This is a genomic window from Citricoccus sp. NR2, assembly GCF_027594385.1.
Lineage (GTDB): Bacteria > Actinomycetota > Actinomycetes > Actinomycetales > Micrococcaceae > CmP2.
Genome location: NZ_CP115154.1, coordinates 2,916,783 through 2,939,640, shown reverse-complemented (window position 1 = coordinate 2,939,640; position 22,858 = coordinate 2,916,783). Strand labels below are relative to the sequence as shown.

21 protein-coding genes are annotated in these 22,858 nt (G+C 67.6%); 15 read left to right on the top strand and 6 right to left on the bottom strand.

The window, feature by feature from the left end:
- The first annotated feature begins 47 nt into the window (after nucleotides 1-47).
- From O1A05_RS13855 to O1A05_RS13845, 3 genes are read left to right on the top strand one after another with little or no spacing between them, the layout of a single operon-like run.
- Entirely contained in the window at nucleotides 48-1,427 is a 1,380-nt protein-coding gene (locus O1A05_RS13855) for a glycine--tRNA ligase (RefSeq protein ID WP_270105802.1), read from the top strand.
- Nucleotides 1,424-2,341, top strand: coding sequence for a GNAT family N-acetyltransferase (locus tag O1A05_RS13850; RefSeq protein ID WP_270105801.1), 918 nt, complete (start codon nucleotides 1,424-1,426; stop codon nucleotides 2,339-2,341). Before O1A05_RS13855 ends, O1A05_RS13850 begins: the two co-directional genes overlap by 4 nt.
- Complete coding sequence (locus O1A05_RS13845; RefSeq protein ID WP_270105800.1) at nucleotides 2,334-3,713, top strand: YibE/F family protein; 1,380 nt, start codon at nucleotides 2,334-2,336, stop codon at nucleotides 3,711-3,713. The genes O1A05_RS13850 and O1A05_RS13845 overlap by 8 nt, the downstream gene beginning before the upstream one ends.
- Here O1A05_RS13845 and O1A05_RS13840 read toward each other — a convergent pair.
- On the bottom strand, nucleotides 3,677-4,132 hold the full coding sequence (locus O1A05_RS13840) for a hypothetical protein (RefSeq protein WP_270105799.1): 456 nt from the start codon (nucleotides 4,130-4,132) through the stop codon (nucleotides 3,677-3,679). The genes O1A05_RS13845 and O1A05_RS13840 overlap by 37 nt on opposite strands.
- Nucleotides 4,133-4,573: 441 nt before the next feature.
- Here O1A05_RS13840 and O1A05_RS13835 point away from each other — a divergent pair, with 441 nt between their 5' ends.
- A complete protein-coding gene (locus O1A05_RS13835) occupies nucleotides 4,574-5,725 on the top strand; it encodes an acetyl-CoA C-acetyltransferase (RefSeq protein ID WP_270105798.1) in 1,152 nt (383 codons plus the stop codon).
- Between the two features lie 19 nt (nucleotides 5,726-5,744).
- On the opposite strand, the gene O1A05_RS13830 is transcribed toward O1A05_RS13835, so the two are convergent.
- The 4 genes from O1A05_RS13830 to O1A05_RS13815 all read right to left on the bottom strand — a co-directional run bounded on the left by O1A05_RS13830 (nucleotide 5,745) and on the right by O1A05_RS13815 (nucleotide 9,444).
- Complete coding sequence (locus tag O1A05_RS13830) at nucleotides 5,745-6,932, bottom strand: hypothetical protein (RefSeq protein ID WP_270105797.1); 1,188 nt, start codon at nucleotides 6,930-6,932, stop codon at nucleotides 5,745-5,747.
- A gap of 76 nt (nucleotides 6,933-7,008) precedes the next feature.
- Nucleotides 7,009-8,148, bottom strand: coding sequence for a hypothetical protein (locus O1A05_RS13825; RefSeq protein ID WP_270105796.1), 1,140 nt, complete (start codon nucleotides 8,146-8,148; stop codon nucleotides 7,009-7,011).
- Nucleotides 8,149-8,240: 92 nt separating this feature from the next.
- Entirely contained in the window at nucleotides 8,241-9,017 is a 777-nt protein-coding gene (locus tag O1A05_RS13820; protein WP_270105795.1) for an LLM class flavin-dependent oxidoreductase, read from the bottom strand.
- Between the two features lie 37 nt (nucleotides 9,018-9,054).
- On the bottom strand, nucleotides 9,055-9,444 hold the full coding sequence (locus O1A05_RS13815; RefSeq protein WP_005464729.1) for a heavy metal-responsive transcriptional regulator: 390 nt from the start codon (nucleotides 9,442-9,444) through the stop codon (nucleotides 9,055-9,057).
- Between the two features lie 107 nt (nucleotides 9,445-9,551).
- Here O1A05_RS13815 and merA point away from each other — a divergent pair, with 107 nt between their 5' ends.
- The 4 genes from merA to O1A05_RS13795 all read left to right on the top strand — a co-directional run bounded on the left by merA (nucleotide 9,552) and on the right by O1A05_RS13795 (nucleotide 14,217).
- Nucleotides 9,552-10,976 carry a mercury(II) reductase gene (merA, locus tag O1A05_RS13810; protein ID WP_270105794.1) on the top strand — a complete coding sequence of 475 codons (1,425 nt, stop codon included), beginning with the start codon at nucleotides 9,552-9,554 and terminating at the stop codon, nucleotides 10,974-10,976.
- A gap of 587 nt (nucleotides 10,977-11,563) precedes the next feature.
- Entirely contained in the window at nucleotides 11,564-11,932 is a 369-nt protein-coding gene (gene cmtR / locus O1A05_RS13805) for a Cd(II)/Pb(II)-sensing metalloregulatory transcriptional regulator CmtR (protein WP_094454062.1), read from the top strand.
- A complete protein-coding gene (locus tag O1A05_RS13800) occupies nucleotides 11,929-13,902 on the top strand; it encodes a heavy metal translocating P-type ATPase (RefSeq protein WP_270105793.1) in 1,974 nt (657 codons plus the stop codon). The genes cmtR and O1A05_RS13800 overlap by 4 nt, the downstream gene beginning before the upstream one ends.
- 12 nt (nucleotides 13,903-13,914) lie before the next feature.
- Complete coding sequence (locus tag O1A05_RS13795) at nucleotides 13,915-14,217, top strand: hypothetical protein (RefSeq protein ID WP_007321360.1); 303 nt, start codon at nucleotides 13,915-13,917, stop codon at nucleotides 14,215-14,217.
- 148 nt (nucleotides 14,218-14,365) lie between these two features.
- Here the strand turns inward: O1A05_RS13795 and O1A05_RS13790 are convergent, their stop codons facing one another.
- The gene (locus O1A05_RS13790; RefSeq protein WP_270105792.1) at nucleotides 14,366-14,629 is read right to left on the bottom strand and encodes an LLM class flavin-dependent oxidoreductase; all 264 of its coding nucleotides are present in this window, start codon (nucleotides 14,627-14,629) and stop codon (nucleotides 14,366-14,368) included.
- A 121-nt stretch (nucleotides 14,630-14,750) separates the two neighbouring features.
- Here O1A05_RS13790 and O1A05_RS13785 point away from each other — a divergent pair, with 121 nt between their 5' ends.
- The 7 genes from O1A05_RS13785 to O1A05_RS13755 all read left to right on the top strand — a co-directional run bounded on the left by O1A05_RS13785 (nucleotide 14,751) and on the right by O1A05_RS13755 (nucleotide 22,853).
- On the top strand, nucleotides 14,751-15,446 hold the full coding sequence (locus O1A05_RS13785; RefSeq protein ID WP_270105791.1) for a TetR/AcrR family transcriptional regulator: 696 nt from the start codon (nucleotides 14,751-14,753) through the stop codon (nucleotides 15,444-15,446).
- Nucleotides 15,446-18,061, top strand: a complete 2,616-nt coding sequence (locus tag O1A05_RS13780; protein ID WP_270105790.1) for a YhgE/Pip domain-containing protein — start codon at nucleotides 15,446-15,448, stop codon at nucleotides 18,059-18,061. Before O1A05_RS13785 ends, O1A05_RS13780 begins: the two co-directional genes overlap by 1 nt.
- Nucleotides 18,062-18,165: 104 nt before the next feature.
- Nucleotides 18,166-18,795 carry an RNA polymerase sigma factor gene (locus tag O1A05_RS13775; protein WP_270105789.1) on the top strand — a complete coding sequence of 210 codons (630 nt, stop codon included), beginning with the start codon at nucleotides 18,166-18,168 and terminating at the stop codon, nucleotides 18,793-18,795.
- A complete protein-coding gene (locus O1A05_RS13770; RefSeq protein ID WP_270105788.1) occupies nucleotides 18,792-20,042 on the top strand; it encodes a serine/threonine-protein kinase in 1,251 nt (416 codons plus the stop codon). Before O1A05_RS13775 ends, O1A05_RS13770 begins: the two co-directional genes overlap by 4 nt.
- A gap of 114 nt (nucleotides 20,043-20,156) precedes the next feature.
- On the top strand, nucleotides 20,157-21,458 hold the full coding sequence (locus tag O1A05_RS13765; RefSeq protein ID WP_270105787.1) for an OmpA family protein: 1,302 nt from the start codon (nucleotides 20,157-20,159) through the stop codon (nucleotides 21,456-21,458).
- A 28-nt stretch (nucleotides 21,459-21,486) separates the two neighbouring features.
- Complete coding sequence (locus O1A05_RS13760; protein ID WP_270105786.1) at nucleotides 21,487-22,239, top strand: hypothetical protein; 753 nt, start codon at nucleotides 21,487-21,489, stop codon at nucleotides 22,237-22,239.
- Complete coding sequence (locus O1A05_RS13755; protein ID WP_270105785.1) at nucleotides 22,239-22,853, top strand: OmpA family protein; 615 nt, start codon at nucleotides 22,239-22,241, stop codon at nucleotides 22,851-22,853. The genes O1A05_RS13760 and O1A05_RS13755 overlap by 1 nt, the downstream gene beginning before the upstream one ends.
- The last annotated feature ends 5 nt before the right edge of the window (nucleotides 22,854-22,858 follow it).

Genomic DNA, 22,858 nt, shown 5'->3' with positions numbered 1-22,858 from the left:
CGACTCCGCCGTCACCCCACCTTCGACCCCACGGAAGTGATAGACCTATGGCTGCACCGTCCACTCTCGACCAGGTGATCTCTCTGGCCAAGCGCCGGGGATTCGTGTTCCAGGCCGGTGAAATCTACGGCGGTTCGCGCTCGGCCTGGGATTATGGGCCCTTAGGTGTGGAGCTGAAGGAAAACATCAAGCAGCAGTGGTGGAATACTTTCGTCCGCTCCCGCGCAGACATGGTGGGGCTGGATTCTTCCATCATTCTGCCGCGCGATGTGTGGAAGGCCTCCGGTCACGTGGAGACCTTCACCGACCCGCTGATCGAGTGCACCTCCTGTCATCACCGCCACCGCCAGGACCACCTGCAGGAGGCCTACCAGGCGAAGAAGGGCAGCTGGCCGGAGACCATGGACGACGTCGTCTGCCCCGACTGCGGCACCCGAGGCCAGTGGACCGAACCGCAGCTGTTCTCCGGGCTCGTCAAGACCTACCTGGGCCCAGTGGATAACGAAGAGGGCCTGCACTACATGCGCCCGGAAACCGCCCAGGGCATCTTCGTAAACTTCCTCAACGTGGTCAACGCCGCCCGCAAGAAGCCGCCGTTCGGCATCGGCCAGATTGGTAAGGCGTTCCGCAACGAGATCACCCCCGGTAACTTCATCTTCCGCACCCGCGAATTCGAGCAGATGGAGATCGAATACTTCGTGCACCCGGACGAGGCCGGCACCCACTTCGACACCTGGGTGGAAGACTGCTGGAACTGGTTTGTGGACCTGGGCATCAACCCGGACCACCTGCGCAAGTTCGACGTCCCCGCCGAGGAACGCGCCCACTACTCCGACGGCACCATCGACCTGGAGTATCAGTTCGGGTTCCAGGGCTCCGAGTGGGGCGAGCTCATGGGTATCGCCAACCGCACCGACTACGACTTGGGTCAGCACACTCAGCACTCGGGCACGAAGATGCAGTACTTCGACCAGGGCTCCGGGGAACGCTACACCCCGTACGTCATCGAGCCCAGCTTCGGTCTGACCCGCTCCATGATGGCGTTTTTGGTGGATGCCTACGCCGAGGACGAGGCGCCCAACACCAAGGGCGGCGTCGACGTGCGTACCGTGCTGAAGCTGGATCCGCGCCTGGCTCCGGTGAAGGCCGCTGTGCTGCCGCTGTCCAAGAAGGAAGAGCTGGCGCCGACCGCCCAGAACCTGGCCTCCGAACTGCGCAAGAACTGGAATATCGACTACGACGAGTCCGGTGCGATCGGACGCCGCTACCGCCGCCAGGACGAGATCGGTACGCCGTTCTGCATCACCGTCGACTTCGACACCCTGGAAGACCAGGCGGTGACGATTCGTGAGCGCGACACCATGAACCAGGAGCGCGTGGGGCTGACCCAGGTGCGTAGCTGGCTGGCGGAGCGCCTGAGCCGATGAGCATCACGCTGCGCCCGTGGCAGGACGGCGACGACCTGCGCTTGTTGGAAATTTTCGGCGACGCCGAGAACCCGCAGCAGCATCAGGACCGGGCGCTGTTGCGGGCGGCATCGGACACCCCTTTCACCCGCTGTCTGGTGGCCGAGGACGCCGGGGTGCCGGTGGCTGCCGCCGTCGTGTCGGCCTCGGCGGTGCACCCTCAGCGGCTCTGGTTCTATGTGGAGACTGCCGCGTCGGAACGCCGTCGTGGGATCGCCACTACGCTGCTGACCGCACTGCGCGAGGAGATCGGCGCGACGTCGGTCGATGTTCCGTCCGCGCTGAAAACGAGGTTCGCCGAGCCGTCCCGGGGCACAGAGGGCTTCCTCACCGCCCAGGGTTTCGCCCCCATCCAGACCTCGCGGCGCGTGGTGGTGGGTCCCGGATCCCTGGCCGTTCCTGAATTCACCGAGGACGGGCTCCAGTTGCAGGACCTGGCCACCGGTTCGGTGGAGCTGACCGGCATGGTGCAGCGTTTCTACGAGGCCACCCACGAGTGGGATCCGGCGCAGGTGAGCCTGGGTCGAATCCAGCAACTCCTGCTCGCGCCCGAGACCGGTGCCGGCGGTGCGGTGGTGCTGCGTGACAGACCCCAGGCCGCCGGTGGGCGGATTCTCTCCTTTGCGGTGTCCTACTCGGCGATGCGCGACGACGAACACATCACCGAGGTGCTGCTGGGCTGGAACCCGGACCTTTCCGAGACCGAGGCGCAGTTCGCCCTCGCTGGTTTGCTGGCCATGCTCACCACGCAGCACCCGGTGGAGCTGGAAGTGGATGAGTCGATGGTCCCGCTGCTGCCGATCATCGACGGACTGATTCACACCGGTCACGCCCGGGAAACGCTCACCACGAGGATCCTCGCCACCGATGCCTGAGGCGCCGGAACAGCAGGGTCATGAGGGCCACGGGCACGGGTTGCCCGCCGGGCCCTCAGCCGACCGGCTGCTCGGCGGGAGTCGATCGTCCCGGCGTCGGGTCACCGTGGCGCTCACCGCCATCCTGGCCCCGCTGACCGTGCTGCTCATCGGGGCGATGTTCGTGCTCTGGCCCTCCGGGTCGTACCAGGAGCTCTCGCTGGATAATCCGTACGGCACCGCCGAGGGATTCAGCATGGTCAACTCCACCGTCACCGACACGCTGCCCCGGGACTGCACCGGCCAGACCGGGGTGCTGGATACCTCCCAGGGCACCACCACCCAGATGCCCGACGGCACGGAGCTGTCCTGCATCTACGCCGTCGTCGATGTGGACGACAGCGCGGATCTGCCCGCGGACAGCCACGAGCAGGCCTATGTCGAAATTCCTCCGGACATCACCGCCTCCATGGACGTGGAACCCGGCGACCGGCTGCGCGTGATTATCCTAAACGGGCTCTCCGAGATCGACGGGTACGAGGAAGCGGTGTTCGTCGACTTCCAGCGCACCGTGCCGGTGGCGTTGCTGGCCGGACTCTACGCGCTCGTCGTGTTGGCGGTGGCCCGGTGGCGGGGCCTGCGCTCGATCATCGGGCTGGTGCTATCCTTCGGCGTCATCTTCGGATTCATGATTCCGGCTCTGCTGGAGGGTGGACCGCCGCTATGGGTGGGCCTGGTGGGCTGCTGCCTGATCATGGTGGTGGTGCTCTACTTTGCCCACGGTTTCTCGTTACGTACGACGACGGCGCTGCTCGGCACCTTGCTCGGGCTGGGGTTGACCGCGCTGCTGGCCCTGTGGGGGACGGAAGCTGCCTATCTCGTGGGCCTGGGGGAGGAATACTCCTATATTCTGGCGTCCGTGGTGCCGGAGGTCCGGCTGTCGGGCATCGTGCTGTGTGGCCTGCTGATTGCCGGACTCGGGGTGCTCAACGATGTGACCATCACCCAGTCTTCGGCGGTGTGGGAGCTCCAGGCGGCGAACCCGAGGACGTCCTCACGCGAGCTGTTTGCTGCGGGGATGCGCATCGGTCGTGACCACATCGCCTCCACCGTGTACACCATCGCGTTCGCCTACGCGGGGGCGGCGATGCCGGCGCTGATGGTGATTTCGCTGTACGACCGCTCTCTGCTGGAGACCCTGACCTCCGGGGAGATGGTCGAAGAGGTGGTGCGGATTCTGATCGGCTCGATCGGGCTGGTGCTGGCGATCCCGATCACCACCGGCATCGCCGTCGTCGTTGCCAAAGCCGTGGCCCAGGATGACGCGCATCCTGTGCCGTCACCGGATGACGATATTCAGGCGCCGAGGCCTTCCGGTCCGTCCAGGTCATAGCTCCAGGTCCAGCCGCCGTCGAGCCACCAGGGGCGGAATGCGATCTCACCGGCCCGGTCGGATACCTCCAGAACGACCACGCCCTGCACCGATTCTCCAGGGCCGATCTGGCTGGGGAGTTGTTCGGACGACGACAGGCACATCATGGTGGCAAAGCTTTGTGCGTCGTTCATCCGCTGACCATCGGCGCCAAACGAGATCCATTCATTGGTCAGGTCGATTTCACCGTAAAGCTCATCCCACGAATCCTGATGCTCTCCCGAAGCAGGCTGCGTGATGGCTGTGATGTCTACGGCAATGAGCCTGTTGCCTTCTGCTGCTAAATCACCGGGCGTCCAGAGGGGATCGGTGCATTCCGTTTCTTCAACGCTGTCGACGGTGAAGGAAATCGTGGGCGACTCAGCGTCGATATTTCCCACCCCAGCGGGTTCGTCAATCTCCTTGATCAGGTCCCCGCGGTCGTTACGGGCCGGTGGGGTGGGAGAAGGTGTTTCCGGTTCCTGAACGGTCTCGGCGGACGGGGCGTTTGCTGGAGTGGTCTCGTCCGCTGCATCAGACGAGCAGGCGGTGAGTGCGAGAAAGCCGATAGAGAGGGCCGCGAGTGCCCCACGACGACAGAACATGATGCCTCCACGCGGCGAAAATTTGGCGTGTGAGTAGGTGAACGAGTGATGGTGAACAAACTCTGATTCCATGATCGCCTCACGGAATGACACGTTTAGAATCCTGCACCTAAATGACGAGAACCGCCCCGCCCGACGAGGCATCGCGCGAAACTAGTGACGCGGAGTAGTGTGGATCACAGTCCACCTTTCACTACTTTTCACTACTTTCCACTTCTTTTCACTGAAGGAGTCGCTATGAGCCAGGCAGCGTACATCGTCGAAGCGGTGCGGACCCCGGTGGGTCGCCGCAAGGGCGGCCTCTCCCAGGTTCATCCGCTGGATTTGGCAGCGACGCCGATCCGGGCGCTGATCGAGCGTCTCGGCGTCCACACCGACGACTACGACGAGGTGATTCTGGGCTGCATCGATCAGATCGGCCCGCAGTCCTTCGACATCGCACGCAACGCCTGGCTCGCCGCGGGTGGGTCTGAGGGGGTGCCCGGCACCACCATTGATCGGCAGTGCGGATCTGGCCAGCAGGCGGTGCACTATGCGGCGCAGGCGGTGATGTCTGGGACCGCGGATCTGGTGGTGGCCGGCGGCGTGCAGGCGATGTCCACCGTGCCCCTGGGCGCGGCCAACGTCATCATGAAAGATCAGGGATTCCCCACCCCGTTCACTGGGTCAACATCGTGGGACGAACGCTACGGTGACCAGGAGATTTCGCAGTTCCGCGGTGTAGAGATTATTGCGGAGCGCTGGGGCATCACCCGCGATCAAGCCGAGGCCTTCGCGATGGAATCGCACCGTCGTGCCTTGGCTGCGCAGGCGGCGGGGGTGTTCCGTGACGAGATCGTGCCGGTCGGCGAGCTCCGCGTCGATGAAGGTCCGCGCGAACCGAACCCGGAGAAGATGGCGCAACTGGAGCCCATCCGCCCCGGCGGAGTGCATACGGCGGCCTCGGCGTCGCAGATTTCCGACGGGGCCGCGGTGCTCGCCATCGCGTCGGAGCGGGCGGTTGAGGAACATGGGTTGAGGGCTCGCGCCCGGATTCACCATATTTCGGCGCGCGGCGACGACCCGGTGGCCATGCTGACCGCCCCGATCCGGGCAACCCGGTACGCCCTGGAAAAGAAGGGGATGTCGATCAACGACTTTGACACGATAGAGATCAATGAGGCCTTCGCCGCGGTGGTGCTGGCGTGGCAGCAGGAGCTGCAGCCGGACCCGCAGAAGGTCAACCCCCATGGGGGAGCGATCGCCTTGGGGCATCCGATCGGTGCTACCGGTGCGCGGCTGATGACCACGCTGTTGCACACCCTCGAGTCCATCGGCGGACGATTCGGACTGCAGACGATGTGTGAAGGCGGCGGTCAGGCCAACGTCACCATTATTGAGCGGCTCTGACGGCTGCTCGCTGACCGGCTCAGCGGTAGGTGGAGGGCCAGTCGGTGCGCAGCCGGACGATGCGCCCGTTGGCCTGACGCTGTAGGCGCCCCGAGACCAAACCCTCGCGAATGCCATCCTGTAGCTGGTGCTCTACTTTGCGGCGCCCCGAGCCACCGAAGAGATTCTGCGGGACGGAATCGCCCAGGATCTTCTGCATGCCTTCGGGCAGGCTCTCGATGCCTCGGTGGATGGACTTGTTCAGACCGTCGTTGAGTCCCTGCGTCCAGGTCGCGGCACCGCGGGAGCTGATGTCCATGCGCTGCTTGAGTTGCTCGAGCAGTTCGTCTTCGGTGAGCCCGCGTTCGTCGTCGAGAATCACCCAGGCCGCGTTCGCCACCTCGATGGCCGGTGCTTCGTGGAGTGCAAGGTCTGCGCTGCGGCCGAAGGTGCGGAAGGTGCCCCAGTGCTCCACCGTGATGGCGGCGGGCCAGAGGATGCCGTGCTGGTCGGCGCGGTAGCGTCGGGTGACGATCAGCTGCTCAAGTGCTTTTTCGGCTCGTTTTCCGGCGGTGTACCCGCCGCGCTGCTTGACCGCCTGTATGACGGCGTCGCGGTGGACCGGGAAGATCGCGTCCAGAAAGGACTTCAGGGCGGGAACGCCCGAGACATCATCCAGGGCCGGCACCGGCGGGAAGACGGCGGGCCGACCCCAGCGGTGGTCCAGCATGAACTGGGCGTGGGGCAGTCGGTCGTCACCGGGGCGGGTCCACCCGGTCATCCGCACGGCGCGGTCCGTCTCGGCGTAGGCGTCTTCGAGCTGCTCGACCACCAGCTCATAGCGTTCAAGGTCGGTCTCCGAAGGCGCGAGCCGGGACGCAGAGTCGGCGGGAGCTTCGAGCGCTTTCTGTATTTTCTTCTGCTGGCCGGCGGTGGCGGCCGGGGTGTTTCGTTCCAGTTCGGCGCGACGCTGCTGGGCGCGTTTCAGGGTGCTGGAGAAACCGCGGACCAGGGGATTGGACCTGTCCAGCCAGCCGGGGGCGGCCAGCGCCCGGTGCGGGTCGGTTTCGACCTGAGTGGAGTCCACGGTGACCCGGTCGAAACGCTGGTCGAGGGCGCGCCAGCGCTGCTGCCGATCCGTGAGCTTTCTGCGGTTCATCGAGGTGACCGACCCCCATCCGAGGAGCACGGCGAGGGAGATGAGGAGCGGGATGAGCCAGAGTTCCATGCTCTCCTGTGCCGTCCCTTCTCTCACGGCGGTGCCGTGGGTGTGCAGATGTTTGTCTCAGGTTATCAACGCTGTATTAGCTGGCGTTGTTCCTGTAAGTGCCCGGCCAGCTACTCCGGCCTCGGCCGAGTCTGCCGTCCAGACGGCGCTGTAGCCGCTCGGTCAGCATGCCGGTGTGCACCGCACTGGCGACCAGGCGGTCCCACTGCGCGGTGCGTCGTGACAGGGACTCCGCGAATCGCTCGGTGGGTGGAACGCCGTCGGGAAACCCGGTGAGGTCGAGGTGCTCCAGCAGACCGGCGGCGATCTCTTGCTCGGTCATGCTCGCCTCGCCGAGCATCACCCAGATCGCGTTCGCGAGTTCCACCGGGGACGCCTGATGCACGCTGAGGTCGGCGTCGGGGCCGAAAGTGCGATGCACGCCCCAGGACGCGACGTCGACCCAGTGCGGCCACAGGAATCCATCGGCATCTTCGGTGGCATGTTCTGCCAGCAGGGTGGGCAGGCTGCGGCCACCGGGTAGGCGTCCGGTTCCGCGCGAGCTGAGGGCGTCAAGGGCGTCGGCGCGGGTGATCGGATAGGACTCCTCGATGAATCGGCGCACGTTGTCATGCCCGTGGGCGCCGTCGAGAATCACCCGTGAGGGCAGCAGGGCCGGCTGGCCCCAGCGCTGATCCAACAGAAACTGTGGATGCGGTGCGGCCGCGTGATCATGGTGAGCCCATCCGGTGAGGCGCAGTGCCTGGTCGATTTCCTCGAAGGACGCGGCGAGCTGGTTGACGATGAGCCTGAAGTCGCGCAGCTGGGCTGTGGAGACTCGGTTCGGTGCCGACGAGGTGCTGTTACGGCGTGGACCGCCACCGTCTGCGATCAGCTGTTCGCGCTGATGCTGCGCCTGCGCCACGGCGGTGGCATAGGAACGAACCAGTGGATTCGACTCATCCAGCCAGCCCGGGGTGGTCAAGGCGCGCTGTGGGTCGGACTCGTGTCGCTCGATGTGGGTGCAAAGCGCGGTGAACCGCTGGTCCAGTTTGTGCCAGGCGTAGCGCCGGGAGTCGTTCTCGCTTGAGGCCGCGCCCCAGGTCACTAGCCCCCAGATTGCCAGTCCGATGACGATCAGCCCGACCACGATGTACCAGTACTGGACCACCAAGCCGATGAGTACCAGCGCGACGATGATGCCGAAACACCCGCCGCCTCCGCCTCCGCCCTTCATGTCGTGTCCTTCCGTTCAGGTGTGAGGTGTGCACCACCATCGTGGATGTTCGATAGGACACGATAAGGAGCGGGGGTGGAGTGCGCAGGCAACTACTTCCAGCCCAACAGCCGGAACACCTCGACCCACCCCTCGAAGAGGTGGCGGTTAAACTCCACTCCGAGCTGGTTCGGATTGGCGAAAAGCACCCAGTCCGCTGCCTTCACGGCCTCATCCTGGCTGAGCATCTCCGCGAGCTGCTCCACGGTGCCGGTGTAGGTGGGGCCGGACCGTGCCGGGCTGCCGTCCAGGTATCCCGAGGAATCGGAAAGCTCGCGCCGTCGTCCGAAGCGCATCTCGTCTTCGGGGGTCCGGATCGGGAACATCGATCGAGTGACGGCGGTGGAGCCTCCGGTGGAGAACCCGGACTCGGCGTAGGCCTGGTGATAGCGGGCGATCTGATCGGCCTGTTGCACGTGGAAGGGGCGTCCGTCGTCCTGCAAGAGCAGAGTCGAGGACAGCAGGTTGTACCCCTGTTGCCCGGCAACGACTCCGGAGGAGGTGGATCCGGAGCCCCACCACAGGCGATTCAGCAACCCCGGGGCCTGGGGCTGCACGCTCAGGCGCTCCACCCCGTGCGGCGCCCATCCCGAGGACGGGTCGGCGTGCGCCACCGGGGCACCGGACAGGGCTTCGCGGATGCGCTGACCTCGCTGCTGGGCGAGCTGGGACCAGGTCTGGCCCGGCTCCAGATCGTAGCCGAACTGGTGCTGGCCGTCGCGTGCGGCTTCGGGTGAACCGCGTGAAACGCCCAGCTCGAGCCGTCCGTCGGCGATCAAATCGGTGGTGGCCGCCTCTTCAGCGAAGTAGAGCGGGTTCTCGTAGCGCATGTCGGGGTTGTGGCGTTGGCGCGAACGGCTCTGCCGTTTACAGGTATCGGCAGACCTGGTCCGCGCTGCACGAGTCGGGGTCGGGCTGCGCGGCGTCGTGCCTGAGCTCGGCGATGGTGTCTCGGAGCGCTGTGAGCTGGGCGATCTGCTGCTCGATCTCGGCGAGGCGCGCGTCGAGGAGGTCGCGCACGTGCTCGCAGGGAGCAGCGCCGCCGTCGCGGATTTCGAGGATCTGGCGGATCTGGGCGAGGGTGAGGCCCGCGGCCTGGCCGCGGTGGACGAAGTCGATCCGGGCGGCCGTCTCGGGCGCGTAGTCGCGGTATCCGGACGGCGTGCGCTCGGCCGGGGGCAGCAGGCCCTGCTCCTCGTAGAACCGCAGCGTCTTCGCCGTCGTTCCCGCCCGCTCGGCGAGTTCCCCGATGCGCATCGCAGGCCCCCTGTTCTTTCGGCAGAAGTCCTCTTGACCTTCCCCTGCACTGGAACGTCCAGTATGGCTGAGATAGACCGGAAGTCCAAGTATTGACAGGAGCTGCGATGCCCACGAAGTACGACCTCGCCATCATCGGATCGGGCGGCGGTGCGTTCGCCGCCGCGATCCGCGCGACCACGCTCGGCAAGTCGGTGGTGATGATCGAGCGCGGGACGCTCGGCGGCACCTGCGTGAACACCGGCTGCGTGCCGTCGAAGGCCCTGATCGCCGCGGCCGACGCATGGCACTCCGCGGCCGACGCCGCCGACCGGTTCCCGGGGATCGAGACGACGGCGGGGCCGGTGGACATGCCCGCCCTGATCGCCGGGAAGCAGGCGCTGGTCGAGTCGCTGCGGGGCGAGAAGTACGCCGACGTCGCCGACTCCTACGGGTGGGCCGTCCGCCGCGGGGACGCCGCGTTCGCCGGCACCCCCGACGCGCCGGTCCTCCAGGTCGCCGAGGACGACGGCAGCACCGAGACGATCGAGGCCGCGCACTACCTGGTCGCGACTGGCTCTCGGCCGTGGGCCCCGCCGATCGACGGCCTGGACGAGACCGGGTACCTGACCTCGACCACGGCGATGGAGCTGACCGAACTCCCTGAGTCCCTGCTCGTGCTCGGCGGCGGCTACGTCGCCCTGGAGCAGGCGCAGCTGTTCGCCCGGCTCGGCTCCCAGGTCACCGTGCTGGCCCGGTCCCGGCTCGCGTCGAAGGAGGAGCCGGAGGTGTCCAGGACGCTGCAGGAGGTGTTCGCCGACGAGGGCATCCGGGTGGTCCGCCGCGCGCTGCCGACGCGGGTGTCCCGCGACGCCGCGACCGGGCAGGCCGTCGTCACCGCGGACGTCGCCGGCGGCCGGGAGGAGTTCCGCGCCGACCAGGTGCTCCTCGCCCTCGGACGACGACCGGCCACCGACGGGCTCGGCCTCGACGCGGTCGGGGTCAAGACCGGGGACCTCGGCGAGGTGGTCGTCTCCGACCGGATGCAGTCCTCCCACCCGCGGATCTGGGCCGCGGGCGACGTGACCGGCCACCCCGAATTCGTCTACGTCGCCGCCCAGCACGGCACCCTCGTCGCCGAGAACGCGTTCGCCGACGCCGACCGGGCCGTGGACTACGCCCGGCTGCCGAGGGTCACGTTCACCGGCCCGGCGATCGGCGCGGTCGGGATGACCGAGAAGGACGTCGTCGCCGCCGGGATCCGCTGCGACTGCCGCGTCCTGCCCCTGCACCACGTGCCCCGCGCCCTGGTCAACCGCGACACCCGCGGCTTCGTCAAGATCGTCGTGGACGCCGACACGGGGAAGATCCTCGGCATCACCGCCGTCGCCAAGGACGCCGGCGAGCTCGCCGCCGCCGGGGTCCACGTGCTCGGCAAGACCGTCGCCGAGGTCGCCGACGCCTGGGCCCCCTACCTGACCATGGCCGAGGGCATCCGGATCGCCGCCAAGGCCTTCACCACCGATCCGTCGCTCCTGTCGTGCTGCGCGTGAACGCGCACGCAGACAATCGGGGGGAACGCTCAGCTGGGAGAGGAACAGACGATGAGCGGCGATAAGGGCCACGACTCGCATCGCGCGGGCGTGCTTGTCGGTGCTGGGACGGGCTTGCTCCTGTTGGCATGCTGCGCGCTTCCGCTGCTGATCTGCTGCGGCCTGCCTCTCCTCGCCGCGGGCGGAGCCCTTGCAGGTATCGGAGGTTTCCTCGGCAACCCTTGGCTCATCGGTGCCGGGATCGCAGTCGGGGTGGCCGTCACAGCGGCGATCGTCCTCCGGCGACTGCCGCGGCACCGACGTCGCTCGACCGGCGGCTGCGGCAATCGTTCGACTACTGACCGGGGTCAGTAGTTCGAGTGGCTCCAGTCATCGTCGCCAGCTCGGCCACGTCGGATCCGGCTACGGGCTTTTCGCGTCCACCCGCTGGGTCGCAGGTTTGGTGGAGACCTGGAGGGGCCGCGGGATGCCGACGTGGCCGAGCTGGCGCAAGAGGTGACCGCGATTCCCGAGGGCAAGCGCGCGGAGCGCGTGCGGCAGCCCCTGCATCTGGACCATTGGTCAGCGTGCACTGTATAGTTCAGCGCATGCTGACTATTGCTTCGCGCCTCGACGTGATGAACCGGCTTGGCCGGGCCATGGCCGACCCGACGCGCTCCAAGATCCTGATGTCCCTGCTCGACGGTCCGAGCCACCCTGCCGTGCTGTCGCGCGAGCTGGGGCTGACGCGCTCGAACGTGTCCAACCACCTGACGTGCCTGCGCGACTGCGGGATCGTGGTCGCCGAGCCCGAGGGCCGCCAGACCCGCTACGAGATCGCCGACCCGCACCTGGCCGGGGCGCTGACGGCGCTGGTGGACGTCACGCTCGCGGTGGACGAGAGCGCGCCGTGCATCGACCCGCACTGCTCGGTGCCCGGCTGCTGCGCCGCGACCGGTTCAGGGGACGCCTCGTGAGCGCCGCCTGCGGCTGCGACGAGCCGACCACCAGCGCCGCCGAAGAGGCCGAGGAGGCCGAGGAGGCCGAGCGCCCGTGGTGGCGCGATCCGGGACTGGTGGTGCCGATCCTCTCCGGCGTCGCGTTCGGCACCGGCCTGGTGCTGGAGTGGTCGGGGCTGCATGTCGCGGCGCTGGTCGCGTTCTGGGCGGGCCTGCTGCTGGGCGCGTACACGTTCGTGCCCGGCGCTCTGCGGAACCTGTTCGTCAAGCGGAAGCTGGGGATCGCGCTGCTGATGACGATCAGCGCCGTCGGCGCGGTGATCCTCGGCTACGTCGGGGAGGCCGCCGCGCTGGCGTTCCTCTACTCGATCGCCGAGGCCCTGGAGGACAAGGCGATGGACCGCGCCCGCGGGGGCCTGCGCGCGCTGCTGAAGCTTGTGCCGGAGACCGCGACCGTGCTGCGCGACGATGCCTCGGTCGAAGTCCCGGCCAAGGAGATCGCCGTCGGCGACGTGCTGCTGGTCCGCCCCGGCGAGCGGGTCGCGACCGACGGGACTGTCCGGTCCGGTCGCTCCAGCTTGGACACCTCGGCGATCACCGGCGAGTCGATCCCGGTCGAGGTCGCCCCCGATGACGCAGTGTCGGCGGGCGCGATCAACACCGCCGGGGTCCTGGAGGTCGAGGCGACCGCGGCGGGCACCGACAACTCGCTGACCACCATCGTGGAGCTGGTCGAGCAGGCCCAGGCCGAGAAGGGCGAACGCGCGCGCATCGCCGACCGGATCGCCCGTCCGCTGGTGCCCGGCGTGATGGTCCTCGCCGTCCTGGTCGGCGTGCTCGGCTCGCTGCTCGGCGACCCGGAGACCTGGATCACCCGCGCCCTGGTCGTGCTCGTCGCGGCCAGCCCGTGCGCGCTGGCGATCGCGGTGCCCGTCACCGTGGTGTCCGCGATCGGGGCTGCGACGAAGTTCGGCGTCGTCATCAAGAGCGGTGCCGCCTTCGAGCGCCTCGGCGGCATCCGCCACCTCGCCGTGGACAAGACCGGCACCCTGACCCGCAACCGGCCCGAGGTCACCGCCGTAGTCGCCGCCGACTGCTTCGACGACGCGCAGGTGCTCGCCTGGGCCGCGGCGGTGGAGCAGCACTCGACGCACCCTCTCGCCGCCGCCATCGCCGCCGCGGGCCAGGGAGCCCCCGCCGCGCAAGAGGTGACGGAGGAGGCCGGCCACGGCATCGGCGGCACCGTCGACGGCCTCCGGGTGAGCGTGGGCAGCCCCCGCTGGATCGACGCCGGACCGCTCAAGGCCCGGGTCGAGGACCTGGAGGCCGAGGGCCAGACCTGCGTGCTCGTCACCGTCGACGGCCGCCTGGCCGGGGCGATCGGCGTCCGCGACGAGCTGCGCCCCGAGGTCCCCGACGTCGTGCGCACGCTGAAGAGCCAGGGCGTCGAGGTGAGCATGCTCACCGGAGACAACGCCCGCACCGCCCACGCCCTGGCGCAGATCGCCGGGATCGGCGACGTGCACGCCGAGCTGCGGCCGGAGGACAAGGCCCGCATCGTGGCCCAGCTCTCCGAGCAGTCACCCACCGCGATGATCGGCGACGGCATCAACGACGCCCCCGCCCTGGCCGGGGCGACCGTGGGCATCGCGATGGGCGCGACCGGCTCCGACGCCGCGATAGAGTCCGCCGACGTCGCCTTCACCGGACACGACCTCGGCCTGATCCCGCAGGCGCTGCGGCACGCCCGCCGCGGCCGGGCGATCATGAACCAGAACATCGTGTTGTCCCTGGCGATCATCACCGTGCTGCTGCCGCTGGCCATCACCGGCGTGCTCGGCCTGGCCGCAGTCGTGCTCGTCCACGAGGTCGCCGAGGTCATCGTCATCGCCAACGGGCTGCGCGCCGCGCGTGCCCGCAAGAGCCAAGCGGCGGCCGCGTCGCCTGAGACGGCGTCACCGGCCGCGGTCCGCGCGGACAGAGCCTGAGAGGAGTGGATCATGGAGATCACGTTGCAGTACTTCGACGGGTGCCCGAACTGGGAGGTGCTCGACCGGCGGCTCACCGAGGCCCTCGACGGCCGATCGGACGTCCGTGTCGTGCATCAGCGAGTCGAGACTGCCGAGGACGCCGCCCGCCTCGGGTTCCACGGGTCCCCGACCGTCCTCATTGACGGTTCCGACCCCTTCGCCGACGAGCACACGCCGGTGGGGCTCGCCTGTCGAGTGTTCCGCACTCCTGCCGGGCTGGCTGGTTCGCCCACCGTCGATCAGCTGCGCGAAGTACTTGATGCGCCTCTATGAGGGTGGAGCACCGCCGGGTTGCGCGATCATCGCACCGACGCTCAGCGCAGGAAGAGCCGCCTTCATCGAAAACCAGCCAGGATTGCCGTCAGCGTTGTGCTGTAAAGCGCGCCGACGCTGACAACGGGTGCTACAACCCGGGCATGCGCTAGCGCAGATCGATGACTCCGGTCCCCAGGTGGATGGTCGAGGTGCGTGCGGCCATCGCAGCCAGCGTCGGGAACGGGGCGGAGAGCATGTCTTGGAAATGATGCGACCGGATCCACGCGCCGTCGAGGCCGACCTTCTCAGCGGCAACCGTCATCTCGATCTGGTCACTCAGCGTGGCGGCAGCATCGGGTGTGCGGGAGCCGGGGACGTGGTTCCAGTGGCCGAAGTTCAGGAACCCCAGCTTCTTGGTGGTCTCAGTCATGCTCACTCCAACCTTTCAAATCTGAAGAGTATTCCCGGCGCACTGGCGCATTTGCGCACACAGGGGAGCGGGTTTATAATTTACACCTGTAAATGACTTACGAATGTAAAGGTGTGACGGTGTGGTGGAGTTGATCGAGACGGCCCCGGGCGGCGCAGAAGACGTCGTCGACGTGCGGCTGCGGCGCTCCCGGCTGGCCATGATCGCGGCCGTGGATGAGCTCATCGCCGAGGGCACGGGGCTGGAGGGGATCACCATCACCGCCATCGTCCGCCGCGCCGGGGTGTCCCGCCCGACGTTCTACAAGCAGTTCGCGGACGTCCCCGAGCTACTGCGCGCCTCGGCGATGACCCGGATGACGACGATGTTCGAGCGGGTTGGGTGCCAGGTTCCAGGAACGTCCTGGCAGGATTTCATGACCCGCACCATTCGCACGCTGCTCACCGAGCTCGTCTCCGACCGCCCGTACTACCTGACCGCTCTGGAAGCTTCCCCGGCATCGCTGACCGAGGAGATCACGGAGCTCATTACCGAGCGGCTGTTGCACCATTCCCCACTGGCCCCCACGTTCGGCAGCGCGACGGGGCGGGTGACTGCTCGTCAGCGGGCCGGCTTTCTCGCCACCGGCACCGTGTGGCAGGCCCGCTCCTGGCTGCAGTCGCTGCACGAGGCCGACGTCACCCATGACCAGGTCGCCGCGGCGATCGAGGAGGAGATGGCGGTGCTTAGCGAGCTGCTGATGAGTGCGACCGGCACCTCCGATCACGATGAGCTGCCGGCTGCCCCCGCTTCCGATCAGAACCGAGAGGACCGCTGATGCTGGAGAGAATCCGCGCTATTCCTGCCTCCGTGTGGATTAAGACCTTGGTGGTCCTTACTGGGATCTCTCTGGTCCCGCTGATCTATGCCGGCGCGCTGACCTGGGCCAACGAGGACCCGATGGATCGCCTCGACCAGATCCCGGCGGCCGTGGTGAATCTCGACGTCCCGGCCACCCAGCCCAGTGCCGCAGACGACGACGCCACCACGCTGACCCTGGGCGACGATCTCACCCAGGAGCTGCTGGACTCCGAGGAGAACCAGAACTTCGACTGGACGCAGATGAGCGCCGATGAGGCCGAACGCGCGCTGGAAGAAGCGGATGTCTACGCAGTGCTGACCATCCCGGAGGCCTTCTCTGCCGCGGCCGCCTCGCTCGGCGCCGACGATCCGCAGGATGCCCTGTCGACGAAGCTGGAGGTCACCACCAACGACGGCACCAACGTCATCGCCGGCAACATGGCCAACAGCGTCGGGCGTGTCGTGGCCGACACGGTACGCTCGCAGGTCTCCCAGGAGTACCTCGACAACATCTACGTCGGATTCACCACCATCCATGATCAGGTGTCCGAGGCCGCCGATGGTGCGACTGAACTCTCGGATGGCGCCTCCGATGCGGAAGCCGGTTCTGTCGAGCTGGTGGTCGGTCTCAATGATCTGGGTTCGGGGGCGACCACCCTGGCCTCCGGGGCTGCCGAGCTGGCCACCGGAGCGAGCAGCGCTCATGAGGGCGCCCAGCAGCTGGCGTCCGGCAGCGCCGCACTGGATGAGGGAGCTCAGACACTGAGCAGCGGAGCGCGTGAGCTCTCCGGTGGACTCTCGACGCTCGCCGACGGTGTGCACGACGCCGACGACGGAGCGCGCACCCTCTCCAGCGGCGTCCAGGACGCCGATGACGCCGCACAGCAGTTGTCGTCCGGACTCGCCGAGCTCAACTCCTCGGTGTCTGGACTGCCTGACACCCTGGATGCGTTCGTGGGCGAGGCGCAGTCGTTCGCCGCCACCGGCAGCGAGCTGGTCGAGGGGCACCGTCGCATCCGCGAGGACGTGGAGACGGTGACCTCGAGCAGTGCCCAGGCCGCCGAGCGCATCGACGCCGCCTCCTCGGCTGCCCAGCAGGTCAAGAATCAGACCTCCACGCTCTCCTCCACCGCCGACGAGGTGGTCGCCGGGCTGCAGAACTGGGACTCCCTGTCCGAGGGGGAGCGCGCCGCGGTGATCGCCTCGGCCGAGCAGATCTCCAACGGGCTCGACACCGTCGACACCGGGGTGGGCGAGTTGCTCGGCACCGACACCTCGGGCACCGGGTTGGCCGGGGCCCGTGAAGCCACCGGCCAGGTCGTCAACAGCGCCTCCACCATCTCCTCCGGTGTCGATGAGGTGAGCCAGGGGGTGGAATCGCTGAACACCGGCTCCACGAACCTAGACGAGCTAGTCGACCCCGTCCGGCAGCGCCTCACCACCCTGACGGACGCCATCGCCGCGGCTGATGACGGCTCCACCCAGCTGGCCGCCGGCACAGCACAGCTACGCTCGGGAGCATCTGCGCTCGCCCAGGGCACCTCCCAGCTGCGCGACGGCGCGGACTCGGCAGATACCGCGTCGACCCGATTGGCCGAGGGCGCCTCCGAGCTCGCCGCCAACACCTCCACCTTGGCCCAGGGCGCAGGCGATCTCGCCGACGGCGTCGGTCAACTCGATGCCGGCGCGCAGCGGCTGGCCGAGGGCAGCGCCACCCTCGCCGACTCCCTGGGCACGGCGGAGGGCGGAGCCCATGATCTCGCCTCGGGCCTGGGGCAGCTGTCCTCAGGAGCCAACGAACTCGAGGACGGGCTGGTCTCGGGTGCCGAGGAGATTCCCGCCTACGGCTCCACCGACGCCGACCATCTCTCCGGGGTGGCCGCTGATCCGGTGTCCGCCTCCATGAACCGAGCCAACGAGGTGCCGCGGATGGGCTACGGCATGGCTGCGTACTTCGTGCCGCTGGCCCTGTGGATCGGCGGGCTGAGCTTCTACATGATGTTCCCCGCGCTGCGCGCCCGGGCCGTGTATTCGCGGATGCGCTCCTGGCTCATCGGCCCCGTGAGTCTGCTGCCCGGCGTGATCATGGGCGTGGTCCAAGCGCTGCTGGTGTGGGCGATGCTGCGCGCTGGCCTCAACATTGAGCCCGCCCAACCGTGGGGTCTGTTGGTGCTGATGCTGCTGATCAGCCTGACCTTCGTGGCCATCAACCAGGCGCTGGTCGCCCTATTGGGCAGTCCGGGTCGGTTCGTGGGTCTGATCTTGCTGGTGCTGCAGTTGGCAGCGGCCGGAGCCACCTATCCCGTGCAGACGGCGGCTCCTTTCTTCCAGGCGGTGCATTCTTGGGTGCCCATGACCCACGCGGTCAACGGGGTCCGCTCGCTGATCGCCGGTGGCGGCTACGGCGTCGGCCACGCGGTCGTCTTCCTGCTGCTGTGGTTCGTGGGCGCGCTCGCCGTGTCCGTGATCGCCGGAGTGTTGCAACGTCGTCGTCATGACCACGGCGTCGAGGTGGAGGAAGGATCGGAATCGGTGGGCATGTCGCTGATCGAGGAAAGCCTGGTCGCCCGCCGGTCCGTCACACGCGCCTAGACCATCCCCACAGCGCGGATTCTTGGCTACACTTTTCCACTGGAAGATGACGACGGCGGATCCTGCCGCAGCGGATCTGCCACGGACCCGGTGTGGAGGGGCGTGTGAAGGCACTCGAGCGCGCGTTGGTCAAGAACGACGTCGACGCCGCCCGCCGGTTGAGCCGCGAAGCCGTCGACGCGGGAGCCGCCGACGACGCGCTCGCCCTCCTCGCCCGGCACGCCCGCGACCGTCCCGCGGACCCGCTGGCCGCCGAGACCTTTCTGGAAACCCTCGACGCCACCGGGGTGGTGCGCCGCTTCGCCGGCGGAGCGCTGCTGGACCAGAGTGCGGTGGATGATGTCAGCCAGGAAGCACTGATCTCCATCGCCGCATCGCTGGGTTCCTACACCGGACAGTCCAAGGTCACCACCTGGGTGCACAGCATTGTGCGGCGCCGAGTGGTGGACCATCTGCGCCGGCAGCGCTCCACCGCGCCCTTGACCGAGGAGCTCTCCCCAGCGGCGCGGATGAGCTCGGTGATTGCGACCCGCGTCACCGTGCAACAGGCCCTCGACGCACTGCCGGATCTGTACCGAGAGCCCGTGGTGCTGCGCGATCTGCAGGGGCATTCCTACACCGAGATCGCCGAGCGGCTGGACCGCCCCGTGGGCACCGTGAAGGCGCAGATCAACCGTGGACGCGCCCTGGTGGCCGCGGGACTGCGCGGTGACGACGACGGCGCAGGCGCATGACGGCGGGGCTGGACCGGTACCGGCTGGAGGAAGTCATCGGTGTCGGTTCCTTCGCCACCGTGCACCGTGCCGTGGACACGCTGTTGGACGACACCGTGGTGGTGAAGCTCCTGGCCGAAAACCACTCGCTGAATCCGGAGGTGCGGGAACGGTTCATCGGAGAGGGTCGCAGCTTGCGCAAAGTGGTCGGCCCGCACGTCGTCTCCGTGCACGACATCGGCGAATCACCGCGCCAGCAGCCGTATCTGGTGCTCGAACATGCCGACCGGGGTAGTCTCGCCGAGCGGGTAGACCAGCTGCGCGCCACCGGCTGGACGGCGGAGGCCGAAGACTTGCTGGCCGTGGCCCGACCGCTGGCGGCGGCCCTGGACGCGGTGCACCGTGCTCAGCTCGTGCACCGCGACCTCAGCCCCCGGAACCTGCTGCTGACCAGCAGCGTCCCGGAACCGAACCCGACCCTGCCCGCACCCGCATCACCCCGGTTGACCGAGGCGACGGATCGACCAGCGAAGACGGTCACCGCCGAGGAGCGCCTGCTGCTGGCCGACCTGGGGATGTGCAAGGATCTCGCCCTGAACTCCGGCCTGACCGTCTCCGGTGGCACCTCCGGGTTCCGTCCCCCGGAACAGGCCGGTCCTGGAGTGGTTGATACCCGCGCCGATATTTGGGCGGCCACCGCACTGCTGGCCTGGCTGAGCGAGGGCGCCCAGCTGCCCTCAGCCTTCTCCCGGTTTCTCCGCCACGGCATGCAAGCCAAACCGGCACGGCGACCACAGACCATTCTCGCCTGGCTTGCTGAGCTGGAGGACGCACTGTCTCCGCCTCCGGAACCCGAGACGCGGACCACACCGACTACGCCGATCGTGCCCGCGGACCAGCCCGCGCCGCCCCGCCGATGGGGCCTGCTGGCGGGCATCGGCGCAGCCCTCACCGCGCTGGCCCTCGTCATCGGGGTGCTGGTGGGGATGAGCCTGAGCGATGACGAGCCGGTTTCGTCGGTCGATGGCGTCTCCATATCCATCTCCGGTCCTTCCGAAGTGAGCGTGGGGGAGGCCGCGACCTTCACCGCCGAGGCCACCGGCGTGGACAGCTGGGTGTGGACGCTGCCCAGCGGCAGCTACCGCACCGACGATCGTGAAGCCACGGTGACGGCAACCTCGCCCGGCACCACCCTGGTGGTGCTGCGCGCCCAGACCCCCAACGGCCAGGAACTTGAGACGCGACACCCGGTGCGCGTCGTCGAGTAATCCGCTCTCGGGCCGACTGCGAGAAATTTTCTTCGACACCGTGCAACTTTTCGCCCCACGTCCACGACTTACGAGTGAACTCACCCCACCGCAACAGATCTGGAGGAGCTGATCATGCTGACCCGCACCCCGCCCCACCGTCGCAGACCACTGGCCCTGCTCCTCGGGACGATGACCCTCACCGGCGTGGTGGTAGCTGGCTGTTCTGCGGATCCTCAGGCCGGATTCACCGACGACGCCGCCAGCGCCTCCGAGAGTTCCGCGGTGCCGGCCACCTCCGAACCCAGCGCCTCGGCCGCTGTCTCCGGTGCCGATCATGACGGCGCCATCGTGGCGGAGATCGATGAGCCGATGGTGTTCGAGGTCTGCGAAGAGGCCGAAGAGTCCGAAACGGCCACCGTTACGTGGCTCGAGGACGTGGTTCTCGAGGAAGAAGAGGTCGCTGAGGCCGTACCCGCTGAGACGGTCGAGACGGATGAGGGTGACCTCGAGATCCCTGGTGCCCCCGCGGTCATCGTGCCCGAACGCGTCGGACAGAGCGGCTGCGTCATCGAATACGACGCCCCGGGAGGTTGCCTGCCGGCCGTGGAGATCTCCGGTTCCTACATTCCCGGGTACACCGTTCCGGAGCGCACGATTCCTGCCGTCGATCTCCCCGGCGGCGGCACGAACAAAGAACTCGTTCAGGAAGCCATCTCCGTCGACGCGGTCCAGACCGATGGCGCCCGAGCCGAGCAGGTGTGCCAGCTGGACGAGGGGGAAGCCCTCGCAGGTCGTGTCATTCCCGCGGTCACTCGCCCCGCGATCACGCGCAGTGTCATCACCTCGAGTGTGAAGACGAACGCTGTGCAGACTACTGCCACGGCGATGACGGATGCGGGCCCCGTTCCCGGGTACACCCTCAACGGCTACAGCATCGCGGGTATCTCCGTTCCCGGGACCTCCGTCTCCGGCGAGAGCCTCTCCGGCCGAGTGTTGGATGGAACCGAGAACACCGATGCTGCCGAACGCGACGGCGAGGTGTACTACACCACCGAGGGCGATGTGCTCTTCGACAGCGACGCTCATGAACTGCGCTCGGGTGCCGAATCGGAGCTGACCGCGATCGCCGAAGACATCGCCGACCAGGGTGAAGACGTGACCATCACGGTGGAGGGCCACACCGACAACCTGGCGACCAGAGCCTATGAAGACAACCAGGAGCTCTCCGAGCAGCGCGCGCAGTCGGTGGTGGACTGGCTGGTGGCGAACACCGACGTCAACAAGTCCTCCATCACCGCCGAAGGGCTGGGCGAGGACCACCCGCGCGCGTCCAACGACACCGAGGACGGCCGTCAGCTGAACCGCCGGGTGGTCATCACGGTCACCCCGGCCGGCTACGAACACGAACCCGACATCGAGATCGAAGACAACTGAGACCTGCCCCCATCAGGAGGAGACCATCATGAAGACCCGTCACGAATCCACCCGTACCCTGCCCGTTCGTAGCCTGACCGCCCTGGTGCTCGCCGGAGGTCTGGCCCTGACCGCCTGCTCCACCGACGGTTCCACCGCCGGATTCACCGAGGGCGAGGACAACACCGAACAGGCTGCAGTGACCGCCGAGACCACGGGCGCACCCGAGGACGATGCCACCGAGGACGCTGATCAAGGCGACGACGCCGGATCATCCGACGGCGAGAACAACGCATCGGGAACGCAGATCACCGCTGAGGACGCGGTCGAGACCGTCACCTACAACATCCCTCACGGCGACATCGATGGCACCATCACCGTCGGGTTCCATAGCCTGAAGGTGCGCGGCGAGACCATGGAACTGACCCTGACCTACACCCCGGAATTCGAGGGCGGCGATTCTTACAACTTGTGGCGTTTGCACAGCAGCGATCACTCTGCCGTCGCCCCGGCGCTGTTCGACCGCGAGAACCTGAAGCGGTACGACATCCTGCGTGCCGGACCGGAGTGGGAATCGGGGGATGTGTGGAATTCGAGTCACCTCGTGACCCGGCTGAACTCCGGAGACACCCAGGTCTATCAGGCCACCTTCGCCGCGCCGCAGGACGACATCGACACGATCAACGTTGCCGTCTCCGCGGCTCCAGAATTCGAGGACGTGCAGATCGAGCGCGAGGGAGAGTCGTCCGGATCTTCGTCTGAGTCGGCATCCACAGAGGAGACGACGGAGGAGGAGAACTGATGCGCCGCCACCACCAGCTACCACGCACCGCGACAGCGGGCCTCGCCAGCGCCGTCATGGTGATCGGACTGACCCTCACCTCGGCACCGTTCGCGCTCGCCGCCACCACCGACGACTCCGAGGCTGCCATGCACGACGTCGACTGGGAGGTGACCGACAAGATCATCTCCCAGTCGATCACCCGGTTTAGCGTGGATGATTCCATCACCCGGTTCGCTGTGGAGGAGTCCGTGACCTCGCTCGGCGAGGCCGAGCCCGACGAGGAAGACGTGATCGTGCTCGAGGCCGACATCCTGTTCTCCGCCATGCTCTGGGACCTCTCCGATACGGCGGAAAAGCGGATCGCGGAGCTCACCGAGGAGATTCCCGACGGCGCCAGCGTGCAGGTTCACGGACACACCGATTCTCGCCCCATGCCCGAGGGCCACGAGGTGGACAACCAGGGACTCTCAGAGAACCGCGCCCAAGCGGTCGCCGATGCCCTGGCCGAAGCCCGCCCTGACCTGGAACTGGAGGTCGAAGGATTCGGTGACACCCAGCCGGCAGAGACGGAGTCCGAGGACGATCCGGGGTCCTACGCCGCGAACCGGCGCGTAGAGATCCGCTTCGGCTGAGCCTG

Bases quoted from the DNA above. Each gene is read 5' to 3' on its own strand.
- O1A05_RS13765 (WP_270105787.1), top strand. From the start codon at position 20,157: ATGCTGACCCGCACCCCGCCCCACCGTCGCAGACCACTGGCCCTGCTC.
- O1A05_RS13855 (WP_270105802.1), top strand. From the start codon at position 48: ATGGCTGCACCGTCCACTCTCGACCAGGTGATCTCTCTGGCCAAGCGC.
- O1A05_RS13755 (WP_270105785.1), top strand. From the start codon at position 22,239: ATGCGCCGCCACCACCAGCTACCACGCACCGCGACAGCGGGCCTCGCC.
- O1A05_RS13780 (WP_270105790.1), top strand. From the start codon at position 15,446: ATGCTGGAGAGAATCCGCGCTATTCCTGCCTCCGTGTGGATTAAGACC.
- O1A05_RS13825 (WP_270105796.1), bottom strand. From the start codon at position 8,148: ATGAAGGGCGGAGGCGGAGGCGGCGGGTGTTTCGGCATCATCGTCGCG.
- O1A05_RS13835 (WP_270105798.1), top strand. From the start codon at position 4,574: ATGAGCCAGGCAGCGTACATCGTCGAAGCGGTGCGGACCCCGGTGGGT.
- O1A05_RS13850 (WP_270105801.1), top strand. From the start codon at position 1,424: ATGAGCATCACGCTGCGCCCGTGGCAGGACGGCGACGACCTGCGCTTG.
- O1A05_RS13790 (WP_270105792.1), bottom strand. From the start codon at position 14,629: ATGACTGAGACCACCAAGAAGCTGGGGTTCCTGAACTTCGGCCACTGG.
- O1A05_RS13770 (WP_270105788.1), top strand. From the start codon at position 18,792: ATGACGGCGGGGCTGGACCGGTACCGGCTGGAGGAAGTCATCGGTGTC.
- cmtR (WP_094454062.1), top strand. From the start codon at position 11,564: ATGCTGACTATTGCTTCGCGCCTCGACGTGATGAACCGGCTTGGCCGG.
- O1A05_RS13845 (WP_270105800.1), top strand. From the start codon at position 2,334: ATGCCTGAGGCGCCGGAACAGCAGGGTCATGAGGGCCACGGGCACGGG.
- O1A05_RS13795 (WP_007321360.1), top strand. From the start codon at position 13,915: ATGGAGATCACGTTGCAGTACTTCGACGGGTGCCCGAACTGGGAGGTG.
- merA (WP_270105794.1), top strand. From the start codon at position 9,552: ATGCCCACGAAGTACGACCTCGCCATCATCGGATCGGGCGGCGGTGCG.
- O1A05_RS13815 (WP_005464729.1), bottom strand. From the start codon at position 9,444: ATGCGCATCGGGGAACTCGCCGAGCGGGCGGGAACGACGGCGAAGACG.
- O1A05_RS13820 (WP_270105795.1), bottom strand. From the start codon at position 9,017: ATGCGCTACGAGAACCCGCTCTACTTCGCTGAAGAGGCGGCCACCACC.
- O1A05_RS13760 (WP_270105786.1), top strand. From the start codon at position 21,487: ATGAAGACCCGTCACGAATCCACCCGTACCCTGCCCGTTCGTAGCCTG.
- O1A05_RS13830 (WP_270105797.1), bottom strand. From the start codon at position 6,932: ATGGAACTCTGGCTCATCCCGCTCCTCATCTCCCTCGCCGTGCTCCTC.